General features: G+C 58.1%; 31 protein-coding genes and 5 tRNA genes. 5 read left to right on the top strand and 31 right to left on the bottom strand.

Annotation, left to right across the window (positions count from 1 at the left end; genetic code table 11):
- The 14 genes from J3481_RS10265 to J3481_RS10200 form a co-directional block, all read right to left on the bottom strand.
- Positions 1-558, bottom strand: a 558-nt coding sequence (locus J3481_RS10265; protein ID WP_206831937.1) for an IS110 family RNA-guided transposase, incomplete at its 3' end; no start/stop codon positions are given.
- A gap of 881 nt (positions 559-1,439) precedes the next feature.
- Complete coding sequence (locus J3481_RS10260; protein WP_206831936.1) at positions 1,440-1,865, bottom strand: phBC6A51 family helix-turn-helix protein; 426 nt, start codon at positions 1,863-1,865, stop codon at positions 1,440-1,442.
- The gene (locus J3481_RS10255; protein WP_206831935.1) at positions 1,862-2,356 is read right to left on the bottom strand and encodes a hypothetical protein; all 495 of its coding nucleotides are present in this window, start codon (positions 2,354-2,356) and stop codon (positions 1,862-1,864) included. Before J3481_RS10255 ends, J3481_RS10260 begins: the two co-directional genes overlap by 4 nt.
- Positions 2,357-2,410: 54 nt before the next feature.
- The gene (locus tag J3481_RS10250) at positions 2,411-2,677 is read right to left on the bottom strand and encodes a hypothetical protein (RefSeq protein ID WP_206831934.1); all 267 of its coding nucleotides are present in this window, start codon (positions 2,675-2,677) and stop codon (positions 2,411-2,413) included.
- 222 nt (positions 2,678-2,899) lie between these two features.
- The gene (locus J3481_RS10245) at positions 2,900-4,312 is read right to left on the bottom strand and encodes a YfjI family protein (protein WP_206831933.1); all 1,413 of its coding nucleotides are present in this window, start codon (positions 4,310-4,312) and stop codon (positions 2,900-2,902) included.
- Entirely contained in the window at positions 4,309-5,079 is a 771-nt protein-coding gene (locus J3481_RS10240) for a bifunctional DNA primase/polymerase (RefSeq protein ID WP_328702099.1), read from the bottom strand. The genes J3481_RS10245 and J3481_RS10240 overlap by 4 nt, the downstream gene beginning before the upstream one ends.
- Before the next feature lie 72 nt (positions 5,080-5,151).
- A complete protein-coding gene (locus J3481_RS10235) occupies positions 5,152-5,472 on the bottom strand; it encodes a hypothetical protein (RefSeq protein WP_206831931.1) in 321 nt (106 codons plus the stop codon).
- Entirely contained in the window at positions 5,457-5,693 is a 237-nt protein-coding gene (locus tag J3481_RS10230; RefSeq protein WP_206831930.1) for a helix-turn-helix transcriptional regulator, read from the bottom strand. Before J3481_RS10230 ends, J3481_RS10235 begins: the two co-directional genes overlap by 16 nt.
- Before the next feature lie 114 nt (positions 5,694-5,807).
- Positions 5,808-6,569, bottom strand: a complete 762-nt coding sequence (locus J3481_RS10225) for a hypothetical protein (RefSeq protein WP_206831929.1) — start codon at positions 6,567-6,569, stop codon at positions 5,808-5,810.
- Positions 6,570-6,816: 247 nt separating this feature from the next.
- Positions 6,817-6,900: transfer RNA gene (locus J3481_RS10220), tRNA-Leu, on the bottom strand.
- Positions 6,901-7,073: 173 nt separating this feature from the next.
- Positions 7,074-7,595 (bottom strand): hypothetical protein, encoded by a 522-nt coding sequence (locus J3481_RS10215; protein ID WP_206831928.1) that lies wholly within the window; start codon positions 7,593-7,595, stop codon positions 7,074-7,076.
- Between the two features lie 20 nt (positions 7,596-7,615).
- Entirely contained in the window at positions 7,616-8,278 is a 663-nt protein-coding gene (locus J3481_RS10210; RefSeq protein WP_206831927.1) for a DUF1003 domain-containing protein, read from the bottom strand.
- 5 nt (positions 8,279-8,283) lie between these two features.
- On the bottom strand, positions 8,284-9,645 hold the full coding sequence (locus J3481_RS10205; protein WP_206831926.1) for a GrpB family protein: 1,362 nt from the start codon (positions 9,643-9,645) through the stop codon (positions 8,284-8,286).
- 95 nt (positions 9,646-9,740) lie between these two features.
- A complete protein-coding gene (locus J3481_RS10200; RefSeq protein WP_206831925.1) occupies positions 9,741-9,968 on the bottom strand; it encodes a DUF1540 domain-containing protein in 228 nt (75 codons plus the stop codon).
- 341 nt (positions 9,969-10,309) lie between these two features.
- On the opposite strand from J3481_RS10200, the gene J3481_RS10195 reads away from it, so the two are divergent.
- Together J3481_RS10195 and J3481_RS10190 are read left to right on the top strand one after the other, a co-directional pair.
- Complete coding sequence (locus tag J3481_RS10195) at positions 10,310-10,510, top strand: cold-shock protein (RefSeq protein WP_008340254.1); 201 nt, start codon at positions 10,310-10,312, stop codon at positions 10,508-10,510.
- 108 nt (positions 10,511-10,618) lie between these two features.
- A complete protein-coding gene (locus J3481_RS10190) occupies positions 10,619-10,930 on the top strand; it encodes a hypothetical protein (protein ID WP_206831924.1) in 312 nt (103 codons plus the stop codon).
- A 58-nt stretch (positions 10,931-10,988) separates the two neighbouring features.
- On the opposite strand, the gene J3481_RS10185 is transcribed toward J3481_RS10190, so the two are convergent.
- Positions 10,989-12,080, bottom strand: a complete 1,092-nt coding sequence (locus tag J3481_RS10185) for a G1 family glutamic endopeptidase (RefSeq protein ID WP_206831923.1) — start codon at positions 12,078-12,080, stop codon at positions 10,989-10,991.
- Between the two features lie 201 nt (positions 12,081-12,281).
- Here J3481_RS10185 and J3481_RS10180 point away from each other — a divergent pair, with 201 nt between their 5' ends.
- Complete coding sequence (locus J3481_RS10180; RefSeq protein ID WP_206831922.1) at positions 12,282-13,226, top strand: aldo/keto reductase; 945 nt, start codon at positions 12,282-12,284, stop codon at positions 13,224-13,226.
- Here the strand turns inward: J3481_RS10180 and J3481_RS10175 are convergent.
- The 6 genes from J3481_RS10175 to J3481_RS10150 form a co-directional block, all read right to left on the bottom strand.
- Positions 13,218-14,519: an arsenic transporter gene (locus J3481_RS10175; protein WP_206831943.1), complete on the bottom strand. Its 1,302-nt coding sequence runs from the start codon at positions 14,517-14,519 to the stop codon at positions 13,218-13,220. The genes J3481_RS10180 and J3481_RS10175 overlap by 9 nt on opposite strands.
- A 17-nt stretch (positions 14,520-14,536) precedes the next feature.
- A complete protein-coding gene (locus tag J3481_RS10170) occupies positions 14,537-15,259 on the bottom strand; it encodes a ThuA domain-containing protein (RefSeq protein ID WP_206831921.1) in 723 nt (240 codons plus the stop codon).
- A gap of 147 nt (positions 15,260-15,406) precedes the next feature.
- Positions 15,407-15,604, bottom strand: a complete 198-nt coding sequence (locus tag J3481_RS10165; protein ID WP_206831920.1) for a hypothetical protein — start codon at positions 15,602-15,604, stop codon at positions 15,407-15,409.
- Positions 15,605-15,628: 24 nt separating this feature from the next.
- A complete protein-coding gene (locus J3481_RS10160) occupies positions 15,629-17,242 on the bottom strand; it encodes a sodium:solute symporter family protein (RefSeq protein WP_206831919.1) in 1,614 nt (537 codons plus the stop codon).
- Between the two features lie 363 nt (positions 17,243-17,605).
- Complete coding sequence (locus J3481_RS10155; protein WP_206831918.1) at positions 17,606-18,523, bottom strand: aldo/keto reductase; 918 nt, start codon at positions 18,521-18,523, stop codon at positions 17,606-17,608.
- Between the two features lie 87 nt (positions 18,524-18,610).
- Positions 18,611-19,393, bottom strand: coding sequence for a sugar phosphate isomerase/epimerase family protein (locus J3481_RS10150; RefSeq protein WP_206831917.1), 783 nt, complete (start codon positions 19,391-19,393; stop codon positions 18,611-18,613).
- 133 nt (positions 19,394-19,526) lie between these two features.
- On the opposite strand from J3481_RS10150, the gene J3481_RS10145 reads away from it, so the two are divergent.
- Positions 19,527-19,721 (top strand): hypothetical protein, encoded by a 195-nt coding sequence (locus J3481_RS10145; RefSeq protein WP_206831916.1) that lies wholly within the window; start codon positions 19,527-19,529, stop codon positions 19,719-19,721.
- Between the two features lie 29 nt (positions 19,722-19,750).
- Here J3481_RS10145 and J3481_RS10140 read toward each other — a convergent pair whose 3' ends face one another.
- From J3481_RS10140 to J3481_RS10115, 6 genes are all read right to left on the bottom strand, one after another.
- Entirely contained in the window at positions 19,751-20,044 is a 294-nt protein-coding gene (locus J3481_RS10140; RefSeq protein ID WP_206831915.1) for a 4a-hydroxytetrahydrobiopterin dehydratase, read from the bottom strand.
- A gap of 4 nt (positions 20,045-20,048) precedes the next feature.
- The gene (locus J3481_RS10135; protein WP_206831914.1) at positions 20,049-20,609 is read right to left on the bottom strand and encodes an NUDIX domain-containing protein; all 561 of its coding nucleotides are present in this window, start codon (positions 20,607-20,609) and stop codon (positions 20,049-20,051) included.
- A gap of 365 nt (positions 20,610-20,974) precedes the next feature.
- A tRNA-Cys gene (locus J3481_RS10130) sits at positions 20,975-21,048 on the bottom strand.
- 58 nt (positions 21,049-21,106) lie between these two features.
- Positions 21,107-21,181 (bottom strand) — tRNA-Gly (locus J3481_RS10125).
- Between the two features lie 5 nt (positions 21,182-21,186).
- Positions 21,187-21,262 (bottom strand) — tRNA-Phe (locus J3481_RS10120).
- Positions 21,263-21,276: 14 nt separating this feature from the next.
- Positions 21,277-21,351, bottom strand: a tRNA-Ala gene (locus tag J3481_RS10115).
- Between the two features lie 181 nt (positions 21,352-21,532).
- On the opposite strand from J3481_RS10115, the gene J3481_RS10110 reads away from it, so the two are divergent.
- Positions 21,533-22,015: a PepSY domain-containing protein gene (locus J3481_RS10110; protein WP_206831942.1), complete on the top strand. Its 483-nt coding sequence runs from the start codon at positions 21,533-21,535 to the stop codon at positions 22,013-22,015.
- 106 nt (positions 22,016-22,121) lie between these two features.
- On the opposite strand, the gene speD is transcribed toward J3481_RS10110, so the two are convergent.
- From speD to J3481_RS10090, 4 genes are all read right to left on the bottom strand, one after another.
- Entirely contained in the window at positions 22,122-22,505 is a 384-nt protein-coding gene (gene speD, locus J3481_RS10105; RefSeq protein ID WP_008340238.1) for an adenosylmethionine decarboxylase, read from the bottom strand.
- A gap of 250 nt (positions 22,506-22,755) precedes the next feature.
- Positions 22,756-23,463, bottom strand: a complete 708-nt coding sequence (locus J3481_RS10100; protein WP_206831913.1) for a rhomboid family intramembrane serine protease — start codon at positions 23,461-23,463, stop codon at positions 22,756-22,758.
- Positions 23,464-23,470: 7 nt separating this feature from the next.
- Entirely contained in the window at positions 23,471-24,625 is a 1,155-nt protein-coding gene (locus J3481_RS10095; RefSeq protein ID WP_206831912.1) for a glycosyltransferase, read from the bottom strand.
- Positions 24,626-24,644: 19 nt separating this feature from the next.
- Positions 24,645-24,950 (bottom strand): hypothetical protein, encoded by a 306-nt coding sequence (locus J3481_RS10090; protein ID WP_008340235.1) that lies wholly within the window; start codon positions 24,948-24,950, stop codon positions 24,645-24,647.
- Between the last annotated feature and the right edge of the window lie 71 nt (positions 24,951-25,021).

Genomic DNA, 25,021 nt, shown 5'->3' with positions numbered 1-25,021 from the left:
AGCCAGAGCCTGCTCGTCCGTGTGACCTGCGATCAACTCCTCGAGGATCGCACGGCCACTCACGCCGAGAATATCCGAGGCGACCGACGCCAGCTTGATGTTCGCACCTTCGAGGACCTTCTGCAGGCGGTTCACCTCGTTGGCTCGTTCCCGAATCAGCGACTTCCGGTAACGAAGCAATTCTCGCAGCTCTCGTTGCTCACGAGAGGGAATATAGCTGCCCTTTAGGAGTCCATGTTGCAGAAGCTGCGCGATCCACTCTGCATCTTTGACATCGGTTTTGCGCCCAGGAACCTGTTTGATGTGGTGTGCATTCACGACGAGGATCTCGAGTCCATGGTCCTCCAAAAGATTGTAGATGGGCTTCCAGTACACCCCTGTGCTCTCCATCGCCACATGCGTACAGCCGTGTTGGAGAATCCATTGGCACATCGCTTGGAGATCTTCCGTCATCGTGCTGAACGTACGAATCTCTTTGACCTCTGGGGTGATGACACACGCGACGACCGTCTTTTTATGCACATCAAGCCCGCAGCAACGTTCATGCACGACCTCCATCCCACGGGCACCTCCAAAAGAACATTCGCAACCACATGGCGACCGATGGTCAAGAATTCTACCGTGCGTGCTTTCCCTCGCGGGAGCGACAAACCGTGGTTCTCGAGGTCGCCGGCTCCGTCTACTCGACGAGCTCAGAGCACCATGGAGGGATCGAGCTCTGGTGGTTGCTTATCACCATCGTAGCGCGCAACATCGCCATTTTCATGATCCCGTGGCGTCGAAAATCGACATGAGGGTCTACTTTCTGATACCCACGGAGACGATATGCACGCCAAACGCCGCCAAATAGCGCACATTGCCGCTTTTCACCACAGCATGCCGCGTTTCGCCGCAAGGGTACTGCCACGGTCAGTAGCCTTTGTGTGCGCCTTGACGTTGGTCGTCACGCTGCCTCCACCGGGAAGTGTCGAGTGATACTCACACCCGAAATCCCTTGTCGTATCGGGCTTTTCCGGGCAACTGTCGAGTGTGTCGAGTGGGTTTTAGAAATAGAGAGTAACTTGCCACCCTGTCATCCGTGACAAGGGGGTAAGTTCAATTTACTCCCTTCACGGTCTCACTTCGACTTAGGTCGTCGCCCGACGGGTCTTCCCATGACGGGAATCCCTTTTTTTCGCGTGATTGATTGATTCGATTGATTCCTTTGCTCCCTTCTTGTGTGGTCAAGGCCGTCGTTTCAACCGACCTTCTTCGGGAAGGAGAGTTCACCACTGTCTTGTGGTGGGATGACACTCCATCCAAGCTTGGATTCAATCAACGAGCCCAGCCTTGGACTCGTTACGATTCGACTCCCTCACATTTGAGGGCGTTACCGCAGCGATGGCGTAACGAGTGGTTACATCATCAGTCGAAACGCCCCCACACCTGGGGACGTCATCTCACCTAAACTTCGTCATGAGTTCGTGGTACAGCTCGTCCATCGTCATCTGCTTCTCCACGTTTTCCGCTGACGTCTCACCCTTGGGCGTCAAATCCGCTCCGTAGAGGCCAACAGCGCGCAGAATGTGCACTGCCGCCTCCTGTTGGAGCTTCGCCCCCGCCTTGCCGTCGAGGTTCTCTTCGAGCACATCGATGGCTTTCGCGACCAACTGCCGCAAGCGCTCCATGTGCGTGCCCCACATCTCCTGACGCCGGGCGTTGAGCGCCGCGATGAACTCAGGATTCCGGTTACGCCACTCCCACACGGTCTGGCGCGTGACGCCGACCGCCTCCGCCACCTCGCGGTCACTCTTACCACAAAGGAGCAGCTCAATGGCATTCTCCTGCTCAATGCTCAACGGTCTGGTTTTGACGGAATTCGTCATGAGACCATCGCTCCTTCCAAAGCCATCATCCGCTCAGCTTCATGCAGCATCTCGTAGAGACGTGACTTGGAGATGTACATCAAATCGCAGATATCCCGCCACTTGGCTTTGTCGCGATAGTACAGGGTCACGAGCTCCTGATAGCGTGGTTCAAGGCAAGCCACCATGTCTTCGATGTCGTCGAGGTCACAACAGCACCTGTGGTAAGCCGCCATCACCTCGTCCAAGTGGTCCACCGCGTCCACAAGGGCGTCCATCATCGAGACCACGCGCTCCGCCATCTTGTCCTGCACTCGTGTGGAAGCAGGCAGGCCGAGCAGCATCCGCTCATACCGCTGCGTGATGCTGCTCATGATGCCGTCGTCCGAGAGCTTGCCCCGCAGCTCCTGAATCCGCTCCTCCAGCCGCTTCATCCTCGCCTCCAAAGTGGCCTTCCGCCGTTCAAGGAAACTCCAGTCCCGTAACCGCCTGCGCACCTCGTCCACGGTCACGCCCCTGCACCTCCTGTCCGCATGCTACGGAGGCAACCGCGCCAAGGCAACATCTCATATGGCCATCTCCTGTAGAGAGCACCACGTCGTCACCTTAGGCACAATACACGCGCCGATGAAGTCCCCTTGCATGCTGACGAGCTTGAACACCGTGTCCGCTGTCTGAGCAGGAGCCAACGAGCGGACCAACTCAGCCATGGCCACAAAACCCTCGTATCGAGTGGTGAACTCATCGACCATCTCATCGTTCATGAGGAGTCGATACTGCTTGGGCCTCTCCATATTCCACTGCGTCCATGGCGGGGGCGGGAAACCTGTCATCCCGAGTCCTCCTCCCAGTGAAATTTCCAGACGAAGCATGCTCTGTCCCCTATCTCTCGAGGTCCACTCGACACACTCGACACTTGGCGGTTTTCTCAGTCGTGGAGCGGTTTCGAAGGGTATACAGGCTACTCGACAGTCGACTCGACACTAGTCGACAGTTTGGTTCGTAGACGGTCTACGAATGACTTTTTGGAACATGAAGAGCATATATTTCCTCATTCACGTTTCCATTTCTCCTACCAGTTCTACGATTGCCTTTTTACCCTCTTGTCGAACGACAGCGTGTCCACGATGCTCCAGCAACCGCAGTAGAGCAATCGCATCTGAAACCGTCTTGCAGTTCGCCACTTTTGAGCGCACGAGGTCTCGCAATGTGGTCCGCCCCTGATGCCGCTGAATCCACCTCACAGCCAGCCTCACACGCCTGTCCTCCTCCGTCTCCCGGATTTCCTGGTACACACGTCGCGCATGAGATTTCAGATACTGCATGAGCGCCGCCACACGTGCCATGGTCTCCTCATCCACGCTGTCGCCGAAGTCGATTTCACCACACGCAGCACGCAGCAGATGTACAACCAGCGTCAACCGAAGCGCATGAGTGTCGAGTTTGGACCACGCGCCGTTGAGATGCGGAGGAAAGTCCGGGTCGTTCATCTCTTCGTAATGCTCGTCGAGCCAAGTGTTCCATGCTTTGATTCCGTCAGGCGCGAACGTTACCTCGCACTGGCCACCGTCGTACACAATCCCCCACAGCCACCGACATACGTGGTCCCACAGTTGCCTGGACTCCTCGGAGATGGCGGTTTGACTCCTCCTGCGGGGAATGCCGTCTGGATACACGACGAGAAAACGATACGCGAATCCGTCACTTTCCGAGAACCCTCGCAGCTTTGCGAGCGTCTCAGGTTGAATTCCGCCCAGGAACCCCATAAAGGGGTGTTCCACCACGAGAGGAGCTCTGCCCTTTCGGTTCACGGACCACTGACCGTCATTCCACAGTGACAGGATTTGCTGCTTGTCTGAGCCCGTGCCGCCCTTATACTGGCCGAACGAATTCACGAATCCAGCCGCCTCGTCCCAATGCACGAGGACACCTCGCGGATTCGCCACGAACACGTCCATGAGAGCCTCCACTGTGGTGTCCGTGACATAGACTTGCCGGAATGGCGGGGGGACTGGCCTTGGTTTGCCGCTCTCGCGTGTCCACGTCTCCGCCTCGAGTTTGTATTGTTCATGCGCCCTGCGATATTCCGCTGCGAGTTGAGACTGGATTGCCTCAACAGGCTTCATCACGTGGCCAATGGCGGGGGACTTGCCAGAGCCGGAGTCACCGACGATGAGCGTCCAGATGCGCGCTCTTTCACGCCAACCTTTGTCTGTCGATATGGTCACGCTGTTGCCGAGGAGCGCCCCCGCCACCGTCAATATCCCCATTCCCACGTAATCATTTGGGCATACGACGTGCTCCGCGACTTCGACAGCGAAGTTCCACAGGGGTTTCGGAAGCACGTCATCAGGGAATGGCAGTACCTGCTCCGTGATGAAGGGGATTCGAATTGCTTCTTCCGCAACTGTCGACATGCGCAACTGTCGAGCCTGTTGGAGTTCCCTGATGCCGCTCAGCTCGTTCATGCCGTCCACCGCCTTCTGGCTTCACGCTTCGCGATGCTGTTCACGACCTGGTGCAGCTCCTCGACGGGCAGTGGGGGCGTGTTGGTGAGGTTCCATGCCTCGATGAGCGCCAACGCGATGTGTGGGTTCGGGAGATACCGAAGCAGATACCCCGCGAGCCGCGCTGCCGCGTTGTTGCGTTCCCCCGCGCACACGCCGAGCGCGATGCGCTCAAGGTCATCGTCATGGCGCGATTCCCCCGCAACAATGAGCTTGTCCGACGGACGCAGGAGGTCCGACAGCCACTTAGGCAGTGGCGGGGGAGCGACGTCCCACAGCGCCCGTCCAGGCTGCCACACATACGGGCGCCCTGACGGGTGCACGCTTGGGGGAGCACACACGTAGCCACCGTCGCCCCGAATGTCTGCTCCCTCGAACACCTTCACGCGATTCGAGACAGGCCATCCAGGGTGTCGGAAGTAGACGTGTGCCCCCCGCCCTGTAGACACCACGGGAGCGCGGGGGAGGCCGCGTTTAAGTGCCTCCTGCGCAGCCTCGCGATTGTCCAGGTCAAGTACCACCAAGCCGCTCACCGCGCCTGTGACGATGCCCCAGTTGCAGTCAGGCCACCGCTGAATCCATTGCCGAATCTGAGCCGACGTTGGACGCTCCCTCTGCCACTGCTCCCATGCGATGAGCGGGCGTTTGCCACGTGGTTCGAGAGGAATCACAGACAGACCATGTGTTCGGTATTGCGACAGAAGCCACGTTATGGTATTGTCAGTCACACAATCACCCCGTTTGTCACCGGATACGCCGCCGCGAAGGGTGCCGCCTTCGCGACAACGTGTTTGTGGTGTTCACAAGAGTGTCAGTTGCCCTTCGGGGCGTATAGTCCAGAAGCGCTCATGAAGCGCGAGTTGTGGGCCATGGCCATAGTCGAAGCGCACAGCGTGTTCGTTGAACGTGTCGATGCTCGTCTCCCACACTGTGTTGGTGTCGGTCTCTTCCACGCGAATAAGACGGACACCGCGTGTTAGTAGGTCTTCGAACACCTCTGTTTGAATGGCATACCCATGAAGAGCGCGCACGTAGTGAGTGGCGCGCTTTCGCTTCGTTAGGAACACATTCCCATCAATCTCGCCAATGACGCGCCCCCGCCACCTCACCTTTTCAGGCACTGTAGCGCCTCCTCTCCGACCTCCCGAGGCCAGCCGCTTGAATCGAACAAGACGTCTTCCTTCACACCCAGCACACGGGCCAGCTCACGCCTGAGGCGCGGATACGGTTTGCGTCCCCCGCGTTCCACATGCGATAGCACGGACACAGACACCCCGATGGCCTCCGCCACCTCCTTCGCCTTGAGTCCTCGCGAACGACGGACGAGTTCGAGTGCGTTCATCGCGAAACACCTCCAGACAAAAACTTGAGCCACGCTTCACGCCCAATGGTAAGGGTGCAAAACGTGGCTTTGAAGGAATTTCAGCACGCATGCAAAAATTCCGGTGTGACCGTGTCAGGTGACAGAAGGCACGGCGTCGAAATACGTGTTACGCTCAACGGGCGTCTTCATACGCCTGCCCAAGTCCTTGACCGCTTTGCGCACTGTAGAGGAATCCGGTACACCCTCCTCGTCCGCAATGCGCTCGTAGGTCCATCCCTGAAATACGTGACGGATGAACCAGCGATAGTGCTGCTCTTCGCTTTTTTGGTACTTTTGCGACTCAGGCTCCAGGCCGAGGGCTTGGCATTCTGATTCGATTTGATGTCGATACGCTTCGAGAGTCTCTTTGAACTCAAGTAACATTCGCGATTCAGCATGTTTCCATGACTCAAGAAGAGGGTTCCAAAATAGCGTTACTTCACACTCCCTCGGCCGGATAGCTTTATCAAGTCGCTCAAATTGCTGTGCTCCAAGGTCAGGCAGAACATTAACCAACGTATCGAGTTGGTTCATCCACGGAATAACCATCCCATCCCACCGTACAGGTTCCTTATAGGCCATCGCTGAAGACGAAACCCAATGGGATACAGTCGACACAACCTGCACCCGAGCCCAATCGGGAAAATTCCATTTCTTTTCCCATTGATACATAGCTTGAGTTACAGGATGGCTGTCGTACCTATGCCCTGAATATGCATAGTCCTGACAAATCAAACTCGCAAGCGGATAACTCAGGCTCTTAACAAGAGGCAATGCATTATCCCTCAAGTCGTGAAGTGGCCGAAACGTCTCATCTTGCGCCTCCAATTCCTCTAGAGCATAGAAGAGCTTCACCCGATGCCTCCACGCCTCTACACTGGTCGTGACGTACCGTCTCCCTGCCGTCGATGGCATATCCCATTCCCTCCCTTTGGGCACATGATAGGGGACACAAATTGGTACGTCAACCATATCGGAATTCCGAAAGGTGCTTGACTTCTTCCAGGGGAATGAACCAAAATGGAGGCAAACAAATGGGTGAAGTCTTCTGTGGTTAACGTGAGGGGAAGAAACACAAAAGGCGCGGAAACCCGCGCCGTTATGCCGGGAGCGGGACTCGAACCCGCACGGGGATACCCCCAGCAGATTTTAAGTCTGCTGCGTCTGCCTGTTCCGCCATCCCGACCCAGAAACCGCACCGTCAAGCGGTATTTTGATTATCGCCGCGCTTCAAAATGGAGTCAAGATGTTGTGCAATCTGTTGTGGTCCGCACCCCCGCCAAGCATGGAAGACTCGATGCTCAAGGAACGGAATCCATCCCCTCCGGCACCAGCCCGCCGTCCGGAGAAAGGCGTATTTCACCCCTGAGAGGGAAGATCAGGCGCTTCAAGCGCGTTCGACGCATCCCGCTTCCTTTCGAGCAAAGCCTGTACACGTTCCGCATGCAGCAATAGCTCGTCGATGGCCTCAAGCTCGTGTTCACCTTGCTCCCGTAGCGCCCGAAGCACCTCCTCAAGCTGAACCACGGCCTGTTGCATCTTGGACAGAATCGAGGACACAGATCGTGAAGACGCAGTCATCCGGTCTGACCAGTTCCACAATTCCGACGCTACGTGCCGCAATGCATCGTCTTCCAGTTGATGCCGACTGATCTCCACGCTGAGCGTAACAGCCATCTTCCTCAACACCTTGGACGCACTGGAAACCGCCTGGCTATTCTCTCGGATGACAGACGAGAGGGGTGAGAGCCCCTCCCAAACCGTCCAAAGTTCTTGAAACAAGACCTCGGCCATACGGCGGCGCTCCAGCACAGGTTCCAGCGCCATGACCAGATTCCAGACGGCCTTTTCGAGATCACGGCGATACACGGACGGCTCCATACCCATCCCGCCCTCTGGGCTCATGTACCTTCTGAATCTGAATTCTTCACATCTGGAGCAGTTCCTTCTCCTTGTTTGTTGCCTTCCCGCAACTCCTTGGTGAGCGTTTCATTCGAAAACGGACCTTGTTGCTGAGACACCGCTGCATCCAACCGTTTGATAAGTCGCTCGAGTTGCATGAGCTTCCCTTCAATCCGGTGAAGGTGGCTCTGCATATCGTCGATCTCTTGCTCAGCCTTGTAGTTAATGGCAAAGTCGATAATGGCCTCGTGCTTGTCCCGCGCAGCTTGCCGGTTCTGACTCATCATAATAATGGGCGCCTGGAATGCCGCCAGGAACGACAAACATAAATTCAAGAGAATGAACGGCGGCGGATCGAAATGAAACCTTCGCGTTTCGGGCGCGGCATTCCAAATCATCCAGGCGACCAGCATGGCCGAAAAAATGATAATGAACGTCCAGCTTCCGCCAAGCGCCGCAATGCGGTCTGCCAGTTTGTCTGACCACTTTGTTTTGCGCTGATATTCCTCGTCAAGCATGGACAGAATATTTTCCTCATACAGATTGACCAGCCGGGCGATCCGCTTGGCGTCACCTTCATTAATAGGAATATCGAAGCCTTCCAGATTGGTGTTATCGTCGTCCTCGTGCTCCGAATACACGTAGTAATAACGCTTGGCCATCCCCCTCACCTCCATCGTTGAGCTCTCTTCATTCGTTTCATCCGGCGCGCATAATAGGTGCGTTTGCCCTCCATGTACCGATCCAAGGTCAAGCGGTGAAATTGCTCAACCCATCGCTGTTTGTGACCTTCCCAATTGTGCAATTCCTCCGGTTCCGTTTGCAACCACCTAGTCCAAGCGATGGCCACCCGGCTGTACCGGTTCCCCGACTTCGCAATCTGCAGGTGAACCGCGGGCCACGTATCCTGCGCTTCGCGCACCCACACCAACCGCCCTTTGACGCCCGCATTGCCACAGAACCGGTAGCCACAGTGTTCGAGCGCATCCCATTCCTCGTGATGCAATACCGCGCGGCGCAATAAAACCAGGACGTCGATCGCGTCGCTTGTGACGGCGCCCTCGATGGTCGTGCTGCCGATGTGCCGGATGGAACAGTAGACGCGCCGATGAAACACACGTGCGAGTTGCTCTCTCGCGCGCTCAAACGCCAGAAGATGGCGGGTCGTGGATTCCGTAAGCATGACCGGCACCCGTGCAGCTCCGGGAGCGCGAAAGCCGAATTGCCGTCGCACCATGACAATACCTATCCACAACAGAAATGCGGCCCACGCAGCGAGGTTCATCACGACGGCAACCGAGGATTGCTGGGTAGCTAGCCAGGTGACCCAGGCATCGTACAGCGTGTGTACCGTCATCACCAGGAGAATTCGGCCCGTCACGACGGCCATGATGGCAAGGATCAAACCCAAACTGCTGAACATGTACCATGCTTGCAGCCGTTCATGAGTGAATTCCAGGATGTGTCCACTCCCAAATGCCAACGCGCTCAACATGACGGCCACAGCAAATGCGACGATGCGGACACCCGGTGTATCCCATCGCCGCCGCATGGCGGAGCGCAGAATGGCGAGGACGGCGATCACGCAGCTCCACCGCCACATCTCTTCCAGGCCGGCCGCCACGCTGACCGCATAGTCCACCCATGTCACATGGGATGTCACGTTGCTTTGGTTAAACCTCAGCGCTGTGCTCGCGGCGTCCGCGGTCAACTCTAAACAGCCCATGAACGCCACGGGAGTGAGAACGTACAAATAGCATCGCACGGCCGCACGTGCAAGAGGACGTCGGATGAGGACGCGAGACCGAAGCGGGTCCCACGTTTGAAACAAGGCGCGCCGAAGCGAAGGGAACAACACGAACAAGCTCAGGACGCTGAGAGCCAGGTAGGTTTCAGCGATCCATAGCACCTGCCCGCCGTCAAACAGGTTGGCGAACGTGGCGAAGGCGGCAAAAATCAGCGCATAACCAATTTGCCACGCACGCAACTCCGCGATCAACCGTTCGCTCAACTCATACAGACGCGTCACCCAGTCATCCTCCACCCTCCCTCGCGCAACCGCGAGGGAGGTTCATCCAGTATCCGCATTCCATTATACAAGGCATTGGTCCGCCTGTCGCCCTGTCATTGCTTTCGACTCTGTCTTGGCTGGAACGTCTCACAGCACGTCTCGAGCGACGAACGCGCGTGATCCAATCGCTCCGCCACCGCAAAATCGCGGCCGAACTCTTCCCGGAACGACGTCTCTCGACGACTGCGCCCCACCGAAACCATGATGGATGGAGCCGCGCACTCGTTTCCTTCGTGCCAAAACAGACAATTGGCAACCGTACACTTGACATCGACCTTCATCAGTTGCGCCCTCCTTTGCAGCGTGCGATTCCGTCTTAGTGTGGTGCGGATCCATGCGGAATCATCCACAAAGTGATTGACACGCGATCCATGGATGTACTTTGTTTCGTTGACCCTGCCGTTCGAAAAACACATGATCGACGCACGCGCATGCTTGACATCGGGAGCGCAGGGTGTATAATAGCCTCAACACCGAACTCCATACGATGTAAGTCTGGATCTTTGAAGCCGGTCGTTCGGCCTCAACGGGTCGGGCGGCTGGCTTTTTCGTTCAGCGTCAGCGCACGGGAGTTCGGAATCTAAAGCAAGTGCTTCTGGTAAGCACCATGGAGGAATTTCGGATGTACGAAGGTACGGTCAAGTGGTTCAATTCGGAAAAGGGCTACGGTTTCATTCAGGTGGAGAACGGTGACGACGTGTTCGTTCACTACAGCGCCATTCAAGGCCATGGCTTTAAGACGCTGGACGAAGGTCAACGCGTGACGTTCGACATCGTTGAAGGGCCGAAGGGGCCGCAAGCAGCGAATGTCGTGAAATATTAATCGACCACGAAAAGCCCATGTTGCGACATGGGCTTTTTTTGTGTCATCATGTAGGCATTGCACAAGAAAAGGTCCCCACGGGGGCTAGCAGGTTGGGAGCATGAGGCGATGATCACGATGCTCTTGGGCATTGTCGCCGGTATGATCGGCATTTTGGAGACCTTGCTCGACATGGTATCCCAGCAAGGCTACACGCCGCAAGCCGATTGGCACGCTTACGGAGCCATCGCGATATCCGCGCTTGGCCTCGTGATGTCTCTGTTCGCGCGCAGGCATCCAAGGATTGTCGGCTTGCTCCTGTACGTGTGCGGCGTGATTGGCTTTGTGTTCGCCAAGTGGTCGTATATCCCTCCGGGTATCGTGTTCTTCATCGCGGCGACCATCGCGGTCTTTTTCGACATGCGCGAACAGGCCTCGTGAAACCCAAACAGGTCAAACCTCGCGCAAAACGGGCGGCTGTACGGCCGCCCGTTTTGTTTCACCATGCCCAGGATATCTGGAATGCGATGCTCTCTCCATTCCCCATGGGAATCTCGATGGCCCAGTGATGATGACCTCTGGTCCAAACAAATGGCGTCGACCCCGAAGAGCCTGAGCCAGGAATCGAAATGGACCATCCCGACTGATCCGTCCAACCGCCGTTCGTGCCTACACTCCAGCCTTGCCCAGTGGGAAAAGGCATGGAGGAGATGCCCGGCCACCCGTCTGACGGCCCCGTGGAATTCGTCCACCCTCCGTTCGATCCCGTCCAGGATGGAGCTGAATCGGCCGAGTATGTGGTGGTGGAGAACGACTCCCCATCCGAGCCGATGGACGACGGTGCGATCCGCACGTTGCCGAACGAGTCCACCATCGCAACCGGCTGCACCTGATTTCCGGATGCGTCAAGCGGCTGCCCGTTGACCGTCGCATCGGTGAATTGGACCGTGCCGGAATTGGCGAGCGGGTACAAGCCACCGCGGATGGTCGACGGATCCTCGCTGATCCACTCGGCAGACGTTCCAATATGGGCCGCGTAGGCGCTTGACAGGTTCACCGAGACACTCTTGGACAAGGTTTGACCGGATGGCGTCACGGCCTGCAGGCTCAACACCCAGGTGGAACCACTCGCCTGATGAATGGCCGCCGAGACCTTCGAGCCCACAGGAACCGTCAAAATGGTGTTGGCCGCGGCAGGAAGCTTCTCCCAGAAGACCTGTACCTGCGTTTGACCGTTCACCACTTGTTCAAGAGTCCCAATTTGCAACAGATCTTCGGTTTCCACACCACCAAGACCGATCCACTGTGCCGCCATGGCACCATTCTGACCCGTGATGCTCGGTACGGTCCAACTTCCCGTGATGCTCGTATATCCCTGCGATCCGGCCGGTGTATCAATGTATCCGCCCCAGTTTTCCGATGTCTGCGTGCCCGTCGGCATGCTGACCTCAGTGGCGAGGCGAACGCCTGCCTGCGTAAACGCGGCATTACGCGCATGTGCCCAGGCCGCGCCAGCGCCCCCCAACAACACGAGGGCCGCGATCCAGCGCCCGGGGCGCGGCCGCCGAACTGCTCGCTGTTTTGCCCCCATGACGTTCACATCTCCCTCTCCGTCGATCTCGTCACATTTCTCACCTTCAATCTAAATCATCTTCCTTGAAAATTGCTAGAAGTGCACGTGCGATGAGACGGATGAGCAACAAGCGAACGTTATCACCTCGAATAGAAGGATCTGTAGGGTTTTTGTTGAAAACGTTTGATGCAAGAATCCTTCGGGTGGGGAGTGAACCTCATGAAGTATCGCCAGCTGGCGAACGGCATACGTGTCTCTGAAATCACATTTGGATGTTGGGAACTGGGCGGCGGTCAGTGGGAGAAGAAGGATGATCACGTGAACATTCAGGTCCTTCAGCGCGCATTTGAGCTCGGCATCCAGTCGTTCGATACGGCGGAAGGATACGGACAAGGCCATTCGGAGGAGATCGTGGGTTTGGCGCTCGAAGGCGTACGAAAACAGTGCGTGATCGCGACCAAAGTTTCGCCCAACCACCTGCGTCGGGATGACATTCTTCGCTCTATCGAACAGAGCCTGAAGCGCCTGCGGACCGATTTCATCGACATCTATTATGTCCACTGGCCGAACCGAGACATCCCCCTGTCAGAAACCATGAACACCATGGCTGAGCTGCGAGACCAGGGCGTCATCCGCAGCGTGGCAGTGTCCAATTTCCCCCGGGACCTTCTGGAAGAAGCCATGCGCTATACGCGCGTGGACTGCATTCAACCAGAATACAGTCTGTTGGAGCGCCGCATTGAAGCCGATGTCCTCCCCTACTGCCGCGAGCATGGCATCGGCGTGCTCACTTACTCGTCCGTGGCCAAGGGCATCCTGACCGGCGCGTATCATCTCGGCGGAATGAAACTTGCACCAAACGACTTCCGTCAGGGACGCCGGCTGTTCAAACCCGAACATCTGGAGGCCGAGACGCCGCTCATCCACTGCCTGAAGGGGATTGCGGATCGGCATGGTGTTCATCCCGCCGAAATCGCGCTGGCGTGGATCCTGCATCAGCCGGGAATCACGAGCGCGATTGTCGGGACGCAGAATATCGCACACCTGGAGGAAAACGTGCGCGCCGTGGACCTCGCGCTAAGCCAAGAAGATCTCCGCGAACTGGACAACGTGAGTCGCCGCGTGCTCGCGCAGATCGATGGACCATCGCCGAGCCTACGCTAAGTGCCGAACAGCCCAAAGCCAACCGTACATGGCCGCGAGGACCGAGAGAAGCGTCGGCCACGTGAAGGCGAGGCCCGCGCGCATGAAGGCGGAAGCAGTGATGCGCACGCCGCGCGACTCCAACACGTGCAACCAGAGAAGCGTCGCAAGCGAGCCGATGGGCGTCATCTTGGGGCCGAGATCGCAACCTATGACGTTTGCGAGCGCGAGCGCCACCTGATCCGATGTCGGGAGCCCGGTGTGTTGAATCGCCAAAAGGCCGATCATGACACTGGGCAGGTTGTTCATCACACAGGACAGACAAGCCGCAAGCACGCCCATCGCCATGACCGACCCAAACAGGCTGACATGCGCCGTCGCCTGGAGCAAGCGTGTCAGCCAGTCGGTGAGGTGCGCGCGCTCAAGCCCATAGACGACGAGATACATGCCGACGGAAAACACGACGATGGACCACGGCGCTTGGCGCAAAACGCGCCGTGGTTCGGCCGTTCGCGTGCGCCATCCGGCGATCAGAAAAGCCACGGCGATGGCCCCCTCGACAGCGGACACCGGGACGTGTGCGATTTCGCTCACCACATAGCCCGCGGTCATCACGGCGAGCATGCACCAAGAAAAGATGAACATGGCGCGATCGCGGATGGCCGTCGCGGGTGCAGGCAACGACTCCACATCGTAGGCAACCGGAATATCTCGGCGGAAATAGAGGTACGTGACTGCGAGGCTCATGCCGAAGGAGACCAGATCCGGAATCACCATGCGGAGGGCGTACCGGAGGAAACCGAGATGGTAGGAATCGGCCGAGATGATATTGACCAAGTTGCTGATCACAAGCGGGATCGAGGTCGAATCTGCGATGAAGCCTCCCGCGAGCAGAAACGGGATCATGTGACGCGTGGAAAATCGCAATCGCTTCATCTGCTCGAGCACGATGGGCGTCAGAATTAACGCAGCGCCGTCGTTTGAAAAAAACGCGGAAACCATGAAACCTAGCGCCAGAATCAGGACAAACGCGAGCCGTCCGCGACCCCGAGCGCGGTGCGCAATGGTCAGCGCTGCCCACTCGAAGAACCCGGAAGCGTCCAGCACACTCGACACGATGAGGATGCCGACGAAGGTCAACGTCGCGTCCCAGACGATGTTCCAGACCGTCCACACGTCGTACAACCGCACGACGCCCGCGGCCAGGGCGACGAGCGCGCCGAACAGCGCGCTCCATCCCACCGGCAGCCCGCGTGGGCGCCAGACGACGAGCACCAGCGTGACGAGAAAGATGGCCAGCGCCGCAAACGCCATGTTTGCCATTCATCTCCTCACCCGCGAGCTTCAAGGCTCGGCGCATGACCGTACACAGGTACGGGCCCGTTCGTCGGCGCCGCCCACCGGCATGCGTTCACCAGGACCCGCTGCACGTTGGCATCGTGATACGTCGGATACGTCTCGTGGCCTGGGCGGAAATAGAAGATCTTACCCCTCCCTCGCCGAAAGGTCACACCCGAGCGGAACACGTCGCCGCCGGAGAACCATGACAACAAGACGATCTCGTCCGGCACTGGAATGTCAAAGTGTTCTCCGTAAGTCTCTTCGTTCGGAAGTTCGAAATACGGCGGAAGCCCCTCGGCAATCGGATGGCTGGGATCGACGACAAACAGCCTCTCCTTCTCGTCCTCTTCCCGCCAGCGGAGATTGCAGGACGTGCCCATGAGACGCTGAAACACCTTGGAAAAATGCCCGGAGTGCAGAACGACGAGCCCCATGCCTTCATGCACGCGGCGAATGACGCGATCAACCACGGCATCCTGCACCTCGTCGTGTGCCACATGCCCCCACCACACGAGCACATCCGTGTCATTCAACACGGCTTCGTTCAAGCCGTGATCGGGTTCGTCCAACGTCGCGCTCCGAACCTGCATGCCGGCTTCGGATAGCGGTTTCGCAAGGGCCGCGTGAATCCCGTCGGGGTAGACCGCGCGAACCGCTTCGTCGCGTTGCTCGTGTCGAAATTCGTTCCAGATGGTCACTCGAATCCCGGTCAACGATAGCCCTCCCTTGAACAGTCCTCCCCCATGATATCGAAACCACCGCGGCAGGACAAACACACGAAGTTCCAGCGATCCGACAGACGCCCGAAATGACGCGAGGGCAGCCGGACCGAAGTCCGACTGCCCTGAAACGAGCGTGGATCACTCGCTTCGCCGCGTCAACGCCGCGATCAAAAACACGATGCCAAACACCAGACAGACGATACCCCACCAGAGGTCGATGTTGGAGTGCAAACTCGGGGTATGCGGATCTGCCGCAGCGCCGTACACCCCAAGCACCACGCCGTACACGACAAACAGGACGCCGATCATGAACCGAAGGTCCAAGAACCGATTCATCTCATCACCCTCTCCCCGGATGCATCACCAGAACGCGACGTTCAGGCCGACCAGGATGACCAACACGATGGCTGCCAGATATCCGGGGCGTTTATACCACGGATAACCGCTGTAGTCAGGCCGCTTGCTGAGCCCGTACACGAGGCCTTCGAGCTCTTCGGGCTTCTTGCCCTTGGTGACAAGGCTCACCAGTACCGTCACGACGACCGTGACCACCCATGCCCACCATGCGCGCCAGAAGTTCCCGGCATCCGGGCTGGAGAACATATGGGCGGGCAGGAAGAAGTACATTGCAAAAGCGCTGGCGATACCCGCCAGAAGTCCCCAGAAGCCGCCCCAAGGCGTGGCCTTCTTCCAGAACATACCCAACAGGAACGTGGCGAACAGCGGCGCGTTAAAGAAGGAGAACAGCGTCTGCATATAGTCCATGACGCTGGGGAACCCCGCCGCGAAATATGCCGTGCCGATGCTGATGATGACGCCGACGACGACCGCCCAGCGCCCCATGTTCACGTAGTGCTTGTCCGGCGCGTCCTTCTTGATATACGCCTGATAGATGTCGTACGTCCACACCGTTGTGAACGCGGTGACATTGCCCGCCATGCCGCTCATGAAGCTCGCGAGCATCGCCGTCAAGCCGAGACCGAGCATGCCCGGCGGATAGTACTTGGCGATGAGCAGCGGCAAGGCCAGGTTATAGCTCATATTCGGCGAGTGGCCGATTTTCGGAAAGATCGCAAGCGCAATCAAGCCTGGAATGATCACCAGGATAGGGACGATCATCTTAAAGAACGCCGCATAGATGGGCGTCAACTGAGCCGCGCGCAGATCCTTCGCGGCGAGCGTCCGCTGAACGACCAAGAAGTCTGTCGTCCAGTACCCGAACGAAAGCACGAAGCCAAGTCCGAGCACCACGCCAAGCCAACCAATCCCCATCGGGTTGTGCGAAGGGGAGCCCAGATTCGCCCAAAGGTGGCCGAATCCCGCGGGCAGCCGGGACATCATGCCCTGCCATCCGCCCAAGTTGTGCAAGCCGATGAGCGGGATGGGCAGCAAGCCGGCCCAAATCAGGAAGAACTGCACCACCTCGTTAAAGATCGACGAGGTCAGACCTCCAAGCGCCACGTAAATCAAGACGACCAGGGCGGACACAAGGATGCTGGTGTCAAAGGACCACCCAATCAAGATTTGGAAAATGAGCGCCATGGAATACAGGCTGATGCCCGAGGTCAACACGGTCATGACGGCAAACGAAATGGCGTTCAGGGCGCGGGTCGCCTCGTTGTACCTGAGCTTGAGGAACTCCGGCACCGAGCGAACCTTCGAGACGTAGTAAAACGGCATCATGTACAGGCCGAGAAACAGCATGGCCGGGATCGCGCCAATCCAGTAGAAGTGCGTCGTGAGCATGCCGTATTCGGCACCGCTCGCGGTCATGCCAAGAATCTCGAGCGCTCCGAGGTTGGCGGACAGGAACGCTAACCCCGTGATCCAAGCCGGAATGGACCGGCCGGACAGAAAGAAATCCTCTCCAGTGCGAACGCGGTTACGAAGAACAAATCCGACGCCGAGGACGAATGCGAAGTAGACCAAGATGATGATGTAGTCCACGGCGTTCGCATGAAACAACGCGTGCACCCGATGCACCTCCTATAAATGGGAAATTGAGCCGATAGCGATTTCATCATCGCCCCATGGACTCGTGACCACATTCCTGCGGCATACCCCGCTTTCAGTATGCCCCCAAGGAACGGAGCCATGTGCGGCATCCATCGCCAGCGGCATGAGCGTGAACAACGCCGTCGCCGTCGTGTGACCGCCTCCGAATATAGCAATTTGGACAAAGAAAGACAAGCTTCGACGAAGAGTTGACCGAAAATGAAAAGGCGTGACAGGCGGAACCCCCGGATTTGTGGCGGATGTTGCCAACGAAGATGGATGGCTGCCCAAACAAAAGAGGATCGGTTGGTCAACCGATCCTCAGTGTGTGCCATGGATTCGTCAGGGCAAGGTGTAACCCGCGGCGAGGTAGATCTCGTACCATTCTTGTCGCGTGAGCTGGATGTCCGCCGCCCGACAAGACGCCTTCAGGCGATCGAGGTTCATGGATCCGATGATAGGCTGCATCTTCGCCGGGTGGCGCAAGAGCCATGCAATGGCGATGGTGACGTTTGTGACCCCGTATCTGGCGGCGATCTCGTCCAGCTTGCGGTTCAACTCCGGGAACTTCGGGTTGTCCAAGAACACACCCTCAAAAAATCCATACAGGAATGGCGACCACGGCTGAATGGTGATGTCGTGAAGCCTGCAATAGTCCAGGACACTCTCGTCGCGATCGACCGCCCATTCGTTTCCCATGTTCAGGTTCATGCCCTGAGCGATCATCGTCGCGTTCGTAATGCTCAGTTGCAATTGATTGGCCACGATGGGTTGGCAAACAAACTTTTTGAGCAACTCGATTTGCAAAGGTTTGTGGTTGGAGACGCCGAAGTAGCGAACCTTGCCCTGGGTCTGAAGGATTTCGAACGCTTCCGCCACTTCCTCCGGCTCGACCAAGGCGTCCGGGCGATGCAACAGGAGCACGTCCAGGTAGTCGGTTCGCAGGCGACGGAGACTCCCGTCGACAGCTTCGAGAATGTGTTCCTTCGAGAAGTCGTACATGCCTTTGCGAATCCCGCATTTCGACTGCAAAATCACGCGTTCGCGCACGTCGTCGTTCATGTGAAGAGCGTCGGCAAATCTCGATTCGCACTCGCCGCCGCCGTAAATGTCGGCGTGATCGAAAAAGTTGGCGCCGAGTTCAAGCGCGGTCTGGACATACCGCTCGGCTTCCGCCTGGGTGAGACGGTTGATCCGCATGCAGCCAATGCCGACCACCGGGACCTCCATGTGTGTGCAGCCGAGTTTCATCGTACGCATTCAGGATCCTCCTCCATGGCTCTTTGCGCGCTCGAGTCCATCCATCCCGGGCGGCGTCCCCACGACGCCGCCAACGCCCGGCCCATGTTACCGGGCCAATCCCCCCGAATAGCTGAGCCTGCGCAGCGCCTCGCCTGCCTGCCTCAGTTCGGGAATCGGATCTTGGAAGTTACACTCAATCGACACAGGCCCGCGGTAGCCTGCATCGCGCAGCGCCGCAAACCACTCCCGGACCGGCAGAGAACCACTGCCTGGCCACCTGCGCTGTTCGTCCGCGACGTGGACATAGCCGATCCGGCCGCTGGCTTTTTCGAGTTCACTGACAGGTTCGCCGTTTTGCACAAGATGGTAGAAGTCGATCAGAAGGTCGACGCGATGGTGCTGGAGCTCCTGCACAAATGCAACCGCTTCCTCTACCGTGTTGATGAGGTTCGTTTCGGCTCGATTGAAAAACTCGAAGTGGACCCACATGCCGTGATAGGCGGCGAGATCGCCCGCAAGCCTGACCACGCGTGCCAATTGCGCGCGGGCCTCAGCGAAGGGAAACCCCTCCGGCACGCGGCGATTTTTGCCTGCGCCGAAGCCGACATGTTGACCGCCGAGATCGGCCATTCTCGCGAAGGCAATGGACAGGTAGCGCTCAATGGCGTCCATATCCACGTCGGGACCCACGATGGGCATGTCCGGGGGGAACAGGCGGTTGAAGGCGAGCAGCGGGACCTCATTCCGCAGCAGCTCGTCGCGTACAGCGCGCCATTCCTCATCAGGCATGGCGGGATTGGTCACCTTTGCGTTGAGCTCCGCGTAATCAAATCCTGCCGCACGGACAAACCGCAACTCTCGAGGTCCCACGCAACATCCTAGGAACAAGCCAAATCCCCTCCTTGGAAAGCGCTTGCTGACAACCTTGATGCCTCTCGGCTTGCGCCGGTTTCACTTTGGTTCCTCCACGGGGTACAATGAACTCAGGCGATCCCGCGACAGTCGAAAGGAGCCTCTCACCATGAGCGAGATTCAGTATGTGATTAGCGTGATCGTGTACGAAGACGGCCATTGCGACGTCATGTGGGACTCCTCCGTCCCGATGGAACATTGCTATGAGGCGCTCAAGCAGGTCACGGACGACATGGCCGAAGCGCTCGGTCCCAAACCACCGGCGCCGCAGAACCAAGGTGCAAAGATTCTACGGCTGAAATGAGATCGACGACGTGACGGCGCTTGGCGCTCTCACGTCGCCGTCTTCGAAGCGTAAAGGCTTTCGATCTCCTGGGCTTCATCAAAATCTTCATCCGTCAGACCGCCGGCATGCCACGTGGTGAAGCGCAACGTGACATACTTGTAGTCGATGGAAATGAACGGATGATGGTTTCTTCGCTCGGCAATCTCCGCGACTTCATTCACAAAGGCGATCGCGTCAGGGAACGACGCGAAACCGAACCGCTTCCGGATGAAGTGATCCTCTCGTTGCCACCCGGGCAACCCAGCCAATCTCTGTGCGATCTCGTCATCCGACAGTTTCATGCGCTCACCTCCCGGACGGTTCAGACGCGTGATCTCCTATCCAAATGAACGCTTTCAACAAGCCGATCACGCTCACCGCATCGGTGATCTCACCGCGCAGGCACATATCGACGGCGTCTCGCAAAGGCACCCAGGATACGGTCATCGTCTCCGTGGGTTCGCGATCCGCTTCTCCCAACGACAGTTCGCGCGCAAGAAACAGGTGCGTCTCCTGGGTCGAGATGCCCGCGCTCAGATGGGCAGAACCCAGATACGTCCACGAATGAGCGCTTATCCCCGCTTCTTCGCGAAGCTCGCGCGCAGCCGCCGTCTGCGGGTCTTCCTCCCGAAACTGCCCGCTCGGGATCTGCCACAGAAAACCGTTGACGGGAAACACGAATTCCCTGAGAAGCGCCACGCGTCCCTCGCCGTCCACAGCCACGACGCCAGCATTATGCCCTGCGTCGATCACGCCGTAGAGGCCGGGCTGGCCGTCTGGCCGGAGCACATCATATTCGACCACCCGGATCCACGGATTTTGATATGCCACGCGTTCCGAAAGAATCGTCCACAGATGCCTCTGCAAGTGTGCGGCCCCTTTCGCAGAAACACAGCGTCGCAATGATTTGAAAATACCTAACTGGAGTATAGCACACTCCTATCGATTCTTCAGAACGTGGCTCGTGACGATGGGGGCGACGATGGAGGTTCACGCACCGCATCCACTTCTCGAAGCCACCCGACAAGCTCGATGTCAAGACAGACTTCCGCCGACCATGGGCCAGCAAGATCCACAAGGACGCGAAAGCCGTTCAAGCTGGACAACCCGCTGATGATAAGTCATCGCGCTGATCCAGCTTTCCTTTCCAACTTCAACCGAGAGCCCAGCAGGCGCAACAAAAAACGCGGCCGCGAAAACCTCGCAAGCCGCGTCACAACAGGCTTTTCAACTGGAGGCGCCGGCCGGATTCGAACCGGCGGTGAAGGTTTTGCAGACCTCTGCCTTACCACTTGGCTACGGCGCCATGAGGCTGCACAACCCGGACAGAGGCTCGCCCCGCCCGGGTATCACAGCACATGCCCTGGAGCGGAAGACGGGATTCGAACCCGCGGCCCTCGCCTTGGCAAGGCGATGCTCTACCCCTGAGCTACTTCCGCACGGATGGTGGCTCGGGACGGAATCGAACCGCCGACACGAGGATTTTCAGTCCTCTGCTCTACCGACTGAGCTACCGAGCCAACGGACAACCATATGGTGGAGCCGATGGGACTCGAACCCACAACCCCTACGCTGCCAGCGTAGTGCTCTCCCTTTGAGCTACGGCCCCGCAACGAACGATATTGATTATACAGGGCAACTGCCGATTTGGCAAGTGTCAATTTTCAACCTCTACTCCGAGCGATCGCGCCCGAAGCACCGCAGTCAAGGAAAAGAAATCCATACTATGTATGACCGCTCCTTCATTGGGCATTCTATGGCTGACAACCCCACGTGGAGGAGTGGTTTCCATGAAACGTTGGTTACTCGCCGTCAGTGCAACGGCTTGTCTGGTTTCGGCAGGTTGGTGGCAAGCCCCTGTGCACGCCCTCGCCGCAACTGCGGCTGAGTCGGCCGAACCGAATGCGCCCGTCAATGGACCTTCTCATCAATTCGAAATCCACTCAAGCGTGCAGGTATCGCGTGAAACCCTGCGCGAAGCCTATCAGGCGAGCCACGATGCCTATACAAAAAAACTCCAAAAATACGCGAAATGCACCGAGGCACAGGCGCGCAAAGCCGTGCTGTCCGAACACCCAGGTTGCAAAATCGAGGATATCCAACTTCGCAATATCCGTACCAACCTGGTGTATATGGCCATCGCCCGGGATGACGAAGACAAGTATCTCGTCATCGTGGACGCCGGAAACGGCAACATCCTCCTGGATCGACGCATTCCGACACATCACGAGCGCGTCTTTGCCGGATCGCCGGTCCCCAGCCGAAATGATTGAGAAATGATGGATGAGACCCAATCCGCGCGCATAAAAAAACGTCCAACGCACAGGGGTGCCGGCCAATCCGGCACCCCTCTCGCCGACCGGAACAACCTTGGGCCGTTTAGAACGCGCGTACTTTCACATCGTGCACCTGTATCTGGCCTACGCCGCGAGGAAGCTCTATTGCTTCAAGGCGCTTTGCGCCCAGGTACTTCGTGATGTAGTCGCATGCCACGTTTGGATCGATGCGATCCCCGCAGGTGTACACATCGATGCTCGCGTAGCCGTGCTCAGGAAAACTGTGAATGGTGAGATGCGACTCCGAGATGATGACGACGCCGCTGACGCCCTGCGGCGCGAACTTGTGGAACGCGACTTCGCGAACCTCCGCGCCCGCCTCCAAGGCCGCGGTCACCATGGCGCGCTCGATCCCGTGAACGTCGTTCAGACGCTCGGGATCACACTCCCAAAGCTCTGCAATGACGTGACGCCCCATCGTGTCCATGAAAAAAGTCCCCCTTTACAAACAAATCGGCCATGCCGTTCTTGGGAAAAAGGCATGTGGAATCGCACTTACACCACGGGGGAAAGTTAGTCCTCAGAGGTCCTAACCCTTTAAGTGTAAGTCCTCTTCCATTTGCAGTTGACTGCACTCGCCATGGCGCACGTGGACATCATGCGCCGTCCGACAGGTCAACACTACGATGAGTAGTATACGGCCTCCCTAGACAATTTGCAATCAGGAATTGAATGCCTCACCAGGAGAGTGGCAGCGGCGTCGCGAGATCCCACACCAGGCTCAGGCCGCAAGCCAAGCTGCAGATCCAGGCCAGCACCGTCCAGAACCGGGCATTCCGAAGCCACTTGACAAACGCATAGGTGAGCGCCATGCCGGTCGCGAGACCGCCGAGATGTGCCATCCACCCAATCGTCCCCAAGTTCATGAGGTCGATCACGACATTGATTCCAAGGACCATCAACAACTGGTTCCGGACCGCTGGTGGAAAGAGGCCCAACAGTGCAAGCGCCAACATCGCACCGAACAGCCCGAAAATGGCGCCCGACGCTCCTGCCGAGACTTGATCGGGCGAGATCGGCAGGGTGAGCAAGCTCCCGACGGCGCCAGAGATGATGTAGATAGCAATGAACACGGGCGTGGACAAAGCTTGCTCGACCACAAACAGGGTCCACAGCGAGATCATATTCACGAGGATGTGCCAGAGGCTCACGTGGACAAACATCGTGCTGAGAATCCGGAACCATTGCCCGTGCTCAACAAGAGGCGGGTAAAGCGCGCCCGCGCGAAGCAGTCCAAACGTCTCTTTGCCGAAGACGGTCTCCACCACGAGATACCAAAACACTGTCACCAACAAGAAGGTCCAGCCCGCTGGCGCCGGATCGCTTCCATATGGACCAGGCGGCAAAAATCGAACGCGCCACACGCGCCGTCTGCGCCGCATCATGATCTCCTCACCTCACCTGCTTAGAATTCACCGGAAGCTTCCATCCGTTTCGAACCGCGTCTTCCTCGAGAACGGTGTAGCCGCGTTCGTACGCCACAACCATGCGTTCCGGCGCATACTGGGGCAGCACCAGCTCGCGAAACCGCTCCACATAGAACTCCCGCTCAGCCGGCTCCGTCAATAGCCGCCGCATGGCTTCGGCAAGAGCTTGCGGATCGCCCGACGGCACCAGGATGCCGGCCTGTCCGTCGAGCAACATGCGCCGAATGCCCGGCACGTCCGACCCAATGTTCGCGGCGCCATAAAAGCCCGCCTCCAACATCGAGCTCGGTGCCCCTTCGCTTTTCGATGGGAGGATGTGGAGATCGATGGCACCGTACAACTCCGCGACGTCCTCCAGATGTCCCAGGAAATGAACGCGGTCGCGCACGCCGTGGGTGTCGACCGCCTCTTCCAACCTCGGGCGATCACGCCCGTCGCCCGCGATCAACAGGTGCACGTCGAGATCGGCGAGGCGCGCGACAGCGGCGATGGCGACGTCGATCTGCTTGACGGGATCGAGCCGAGCCGCAATCCCGACCAGTTTGGCGTTGGAGGACAAGCCCAGCCGGTTCCGCCATGCCGACGCACACGCGTCGCGGGGCGCCTTGGCCGGGCGAGGGAGAAAGGCATTGGGAACTTCCAGGATGGTCCTGCATGGAAGGACGTCGCCAAGCGCCGGCTGCACCACGAACAGGCCACGGGCGCGCGCGAGACGCCACAGGTGAAGACCGGGAAACAGGGCGGCTTTCAGGCGGTGTCCCTCGAAGTCGTAACGCGGGTGACTGTGAATGGTGGCGGTCCAAATGACATCGGTCCTTGAAGCGGCAAACGATGCGAGGAGATTCATGCGCGGGCCGTGGGAATGCAGGATCCACGCGCGCTCGCGGCGGATGAGGTTGATCAGGCCGCGTACGGCGCCGACCGTCCCTGCGACCTGGCCGTGCAGCATTCCCGCCTGCCGCAACTTGTCCGCAAGCGGGCCCTCGCCCAGGCTGATGAAGCGGTAACGGAAATCGACCCGCGCGCCCTTCAACGCCTCCGCCCAGGTCGCGAGATGCGTCGCGGCGCCGCCCACTTCGTTTCCCGCGAAAAATACAACCACGGTGCGCTCCGCAGCCAACCGATTTCCTCCAACTCTATCAGCAGGGCCGATAACCCTGCATGGTGTGCGCCTGAATATAGCGATCCAAATCCTCGTCGTCGAACCAGAAGGGCCCGCGATACAGGAACACGTAGTCTACCGGAGTGTGCACGCGCTCCGCCGTGAACGCCAGGATATGATTTCTGCGAACCGTCACATCCGGCCACACATCTTCGAAGCGGCGATTGATCCGATTGTACTGCTCGGGCGTCATGCACGGCAGCAAGCAGACAAACGCTTCATTCGGCAATTCCAGAACATCATAATTTTTTCCGTCATACTCGATGTTCAACCCCAAGCGCATCCGCAACCATCCTTATCAGGCACAACCTCGATGTCGCCTATCTTTACACTCTCTGCACACAGTATACTGGA

Origin of the sequence: Alicyclobacillus fructus (assembly GCF_017329605.1) — a bacterium.
GTDB classification, from domain to species: domain Bacteria; phylum Bacillota; class Bacilli; order Alicyclobacillales; family Alicyclobacillaceae; genus Alicyclobacillus; species Alicyclobacillus fructus.
The sequence above is the reverse complement of the archived record's forward strand: the minus strand, read 5'-3'. Positions and strand labels throughout refer to the sequence as shown.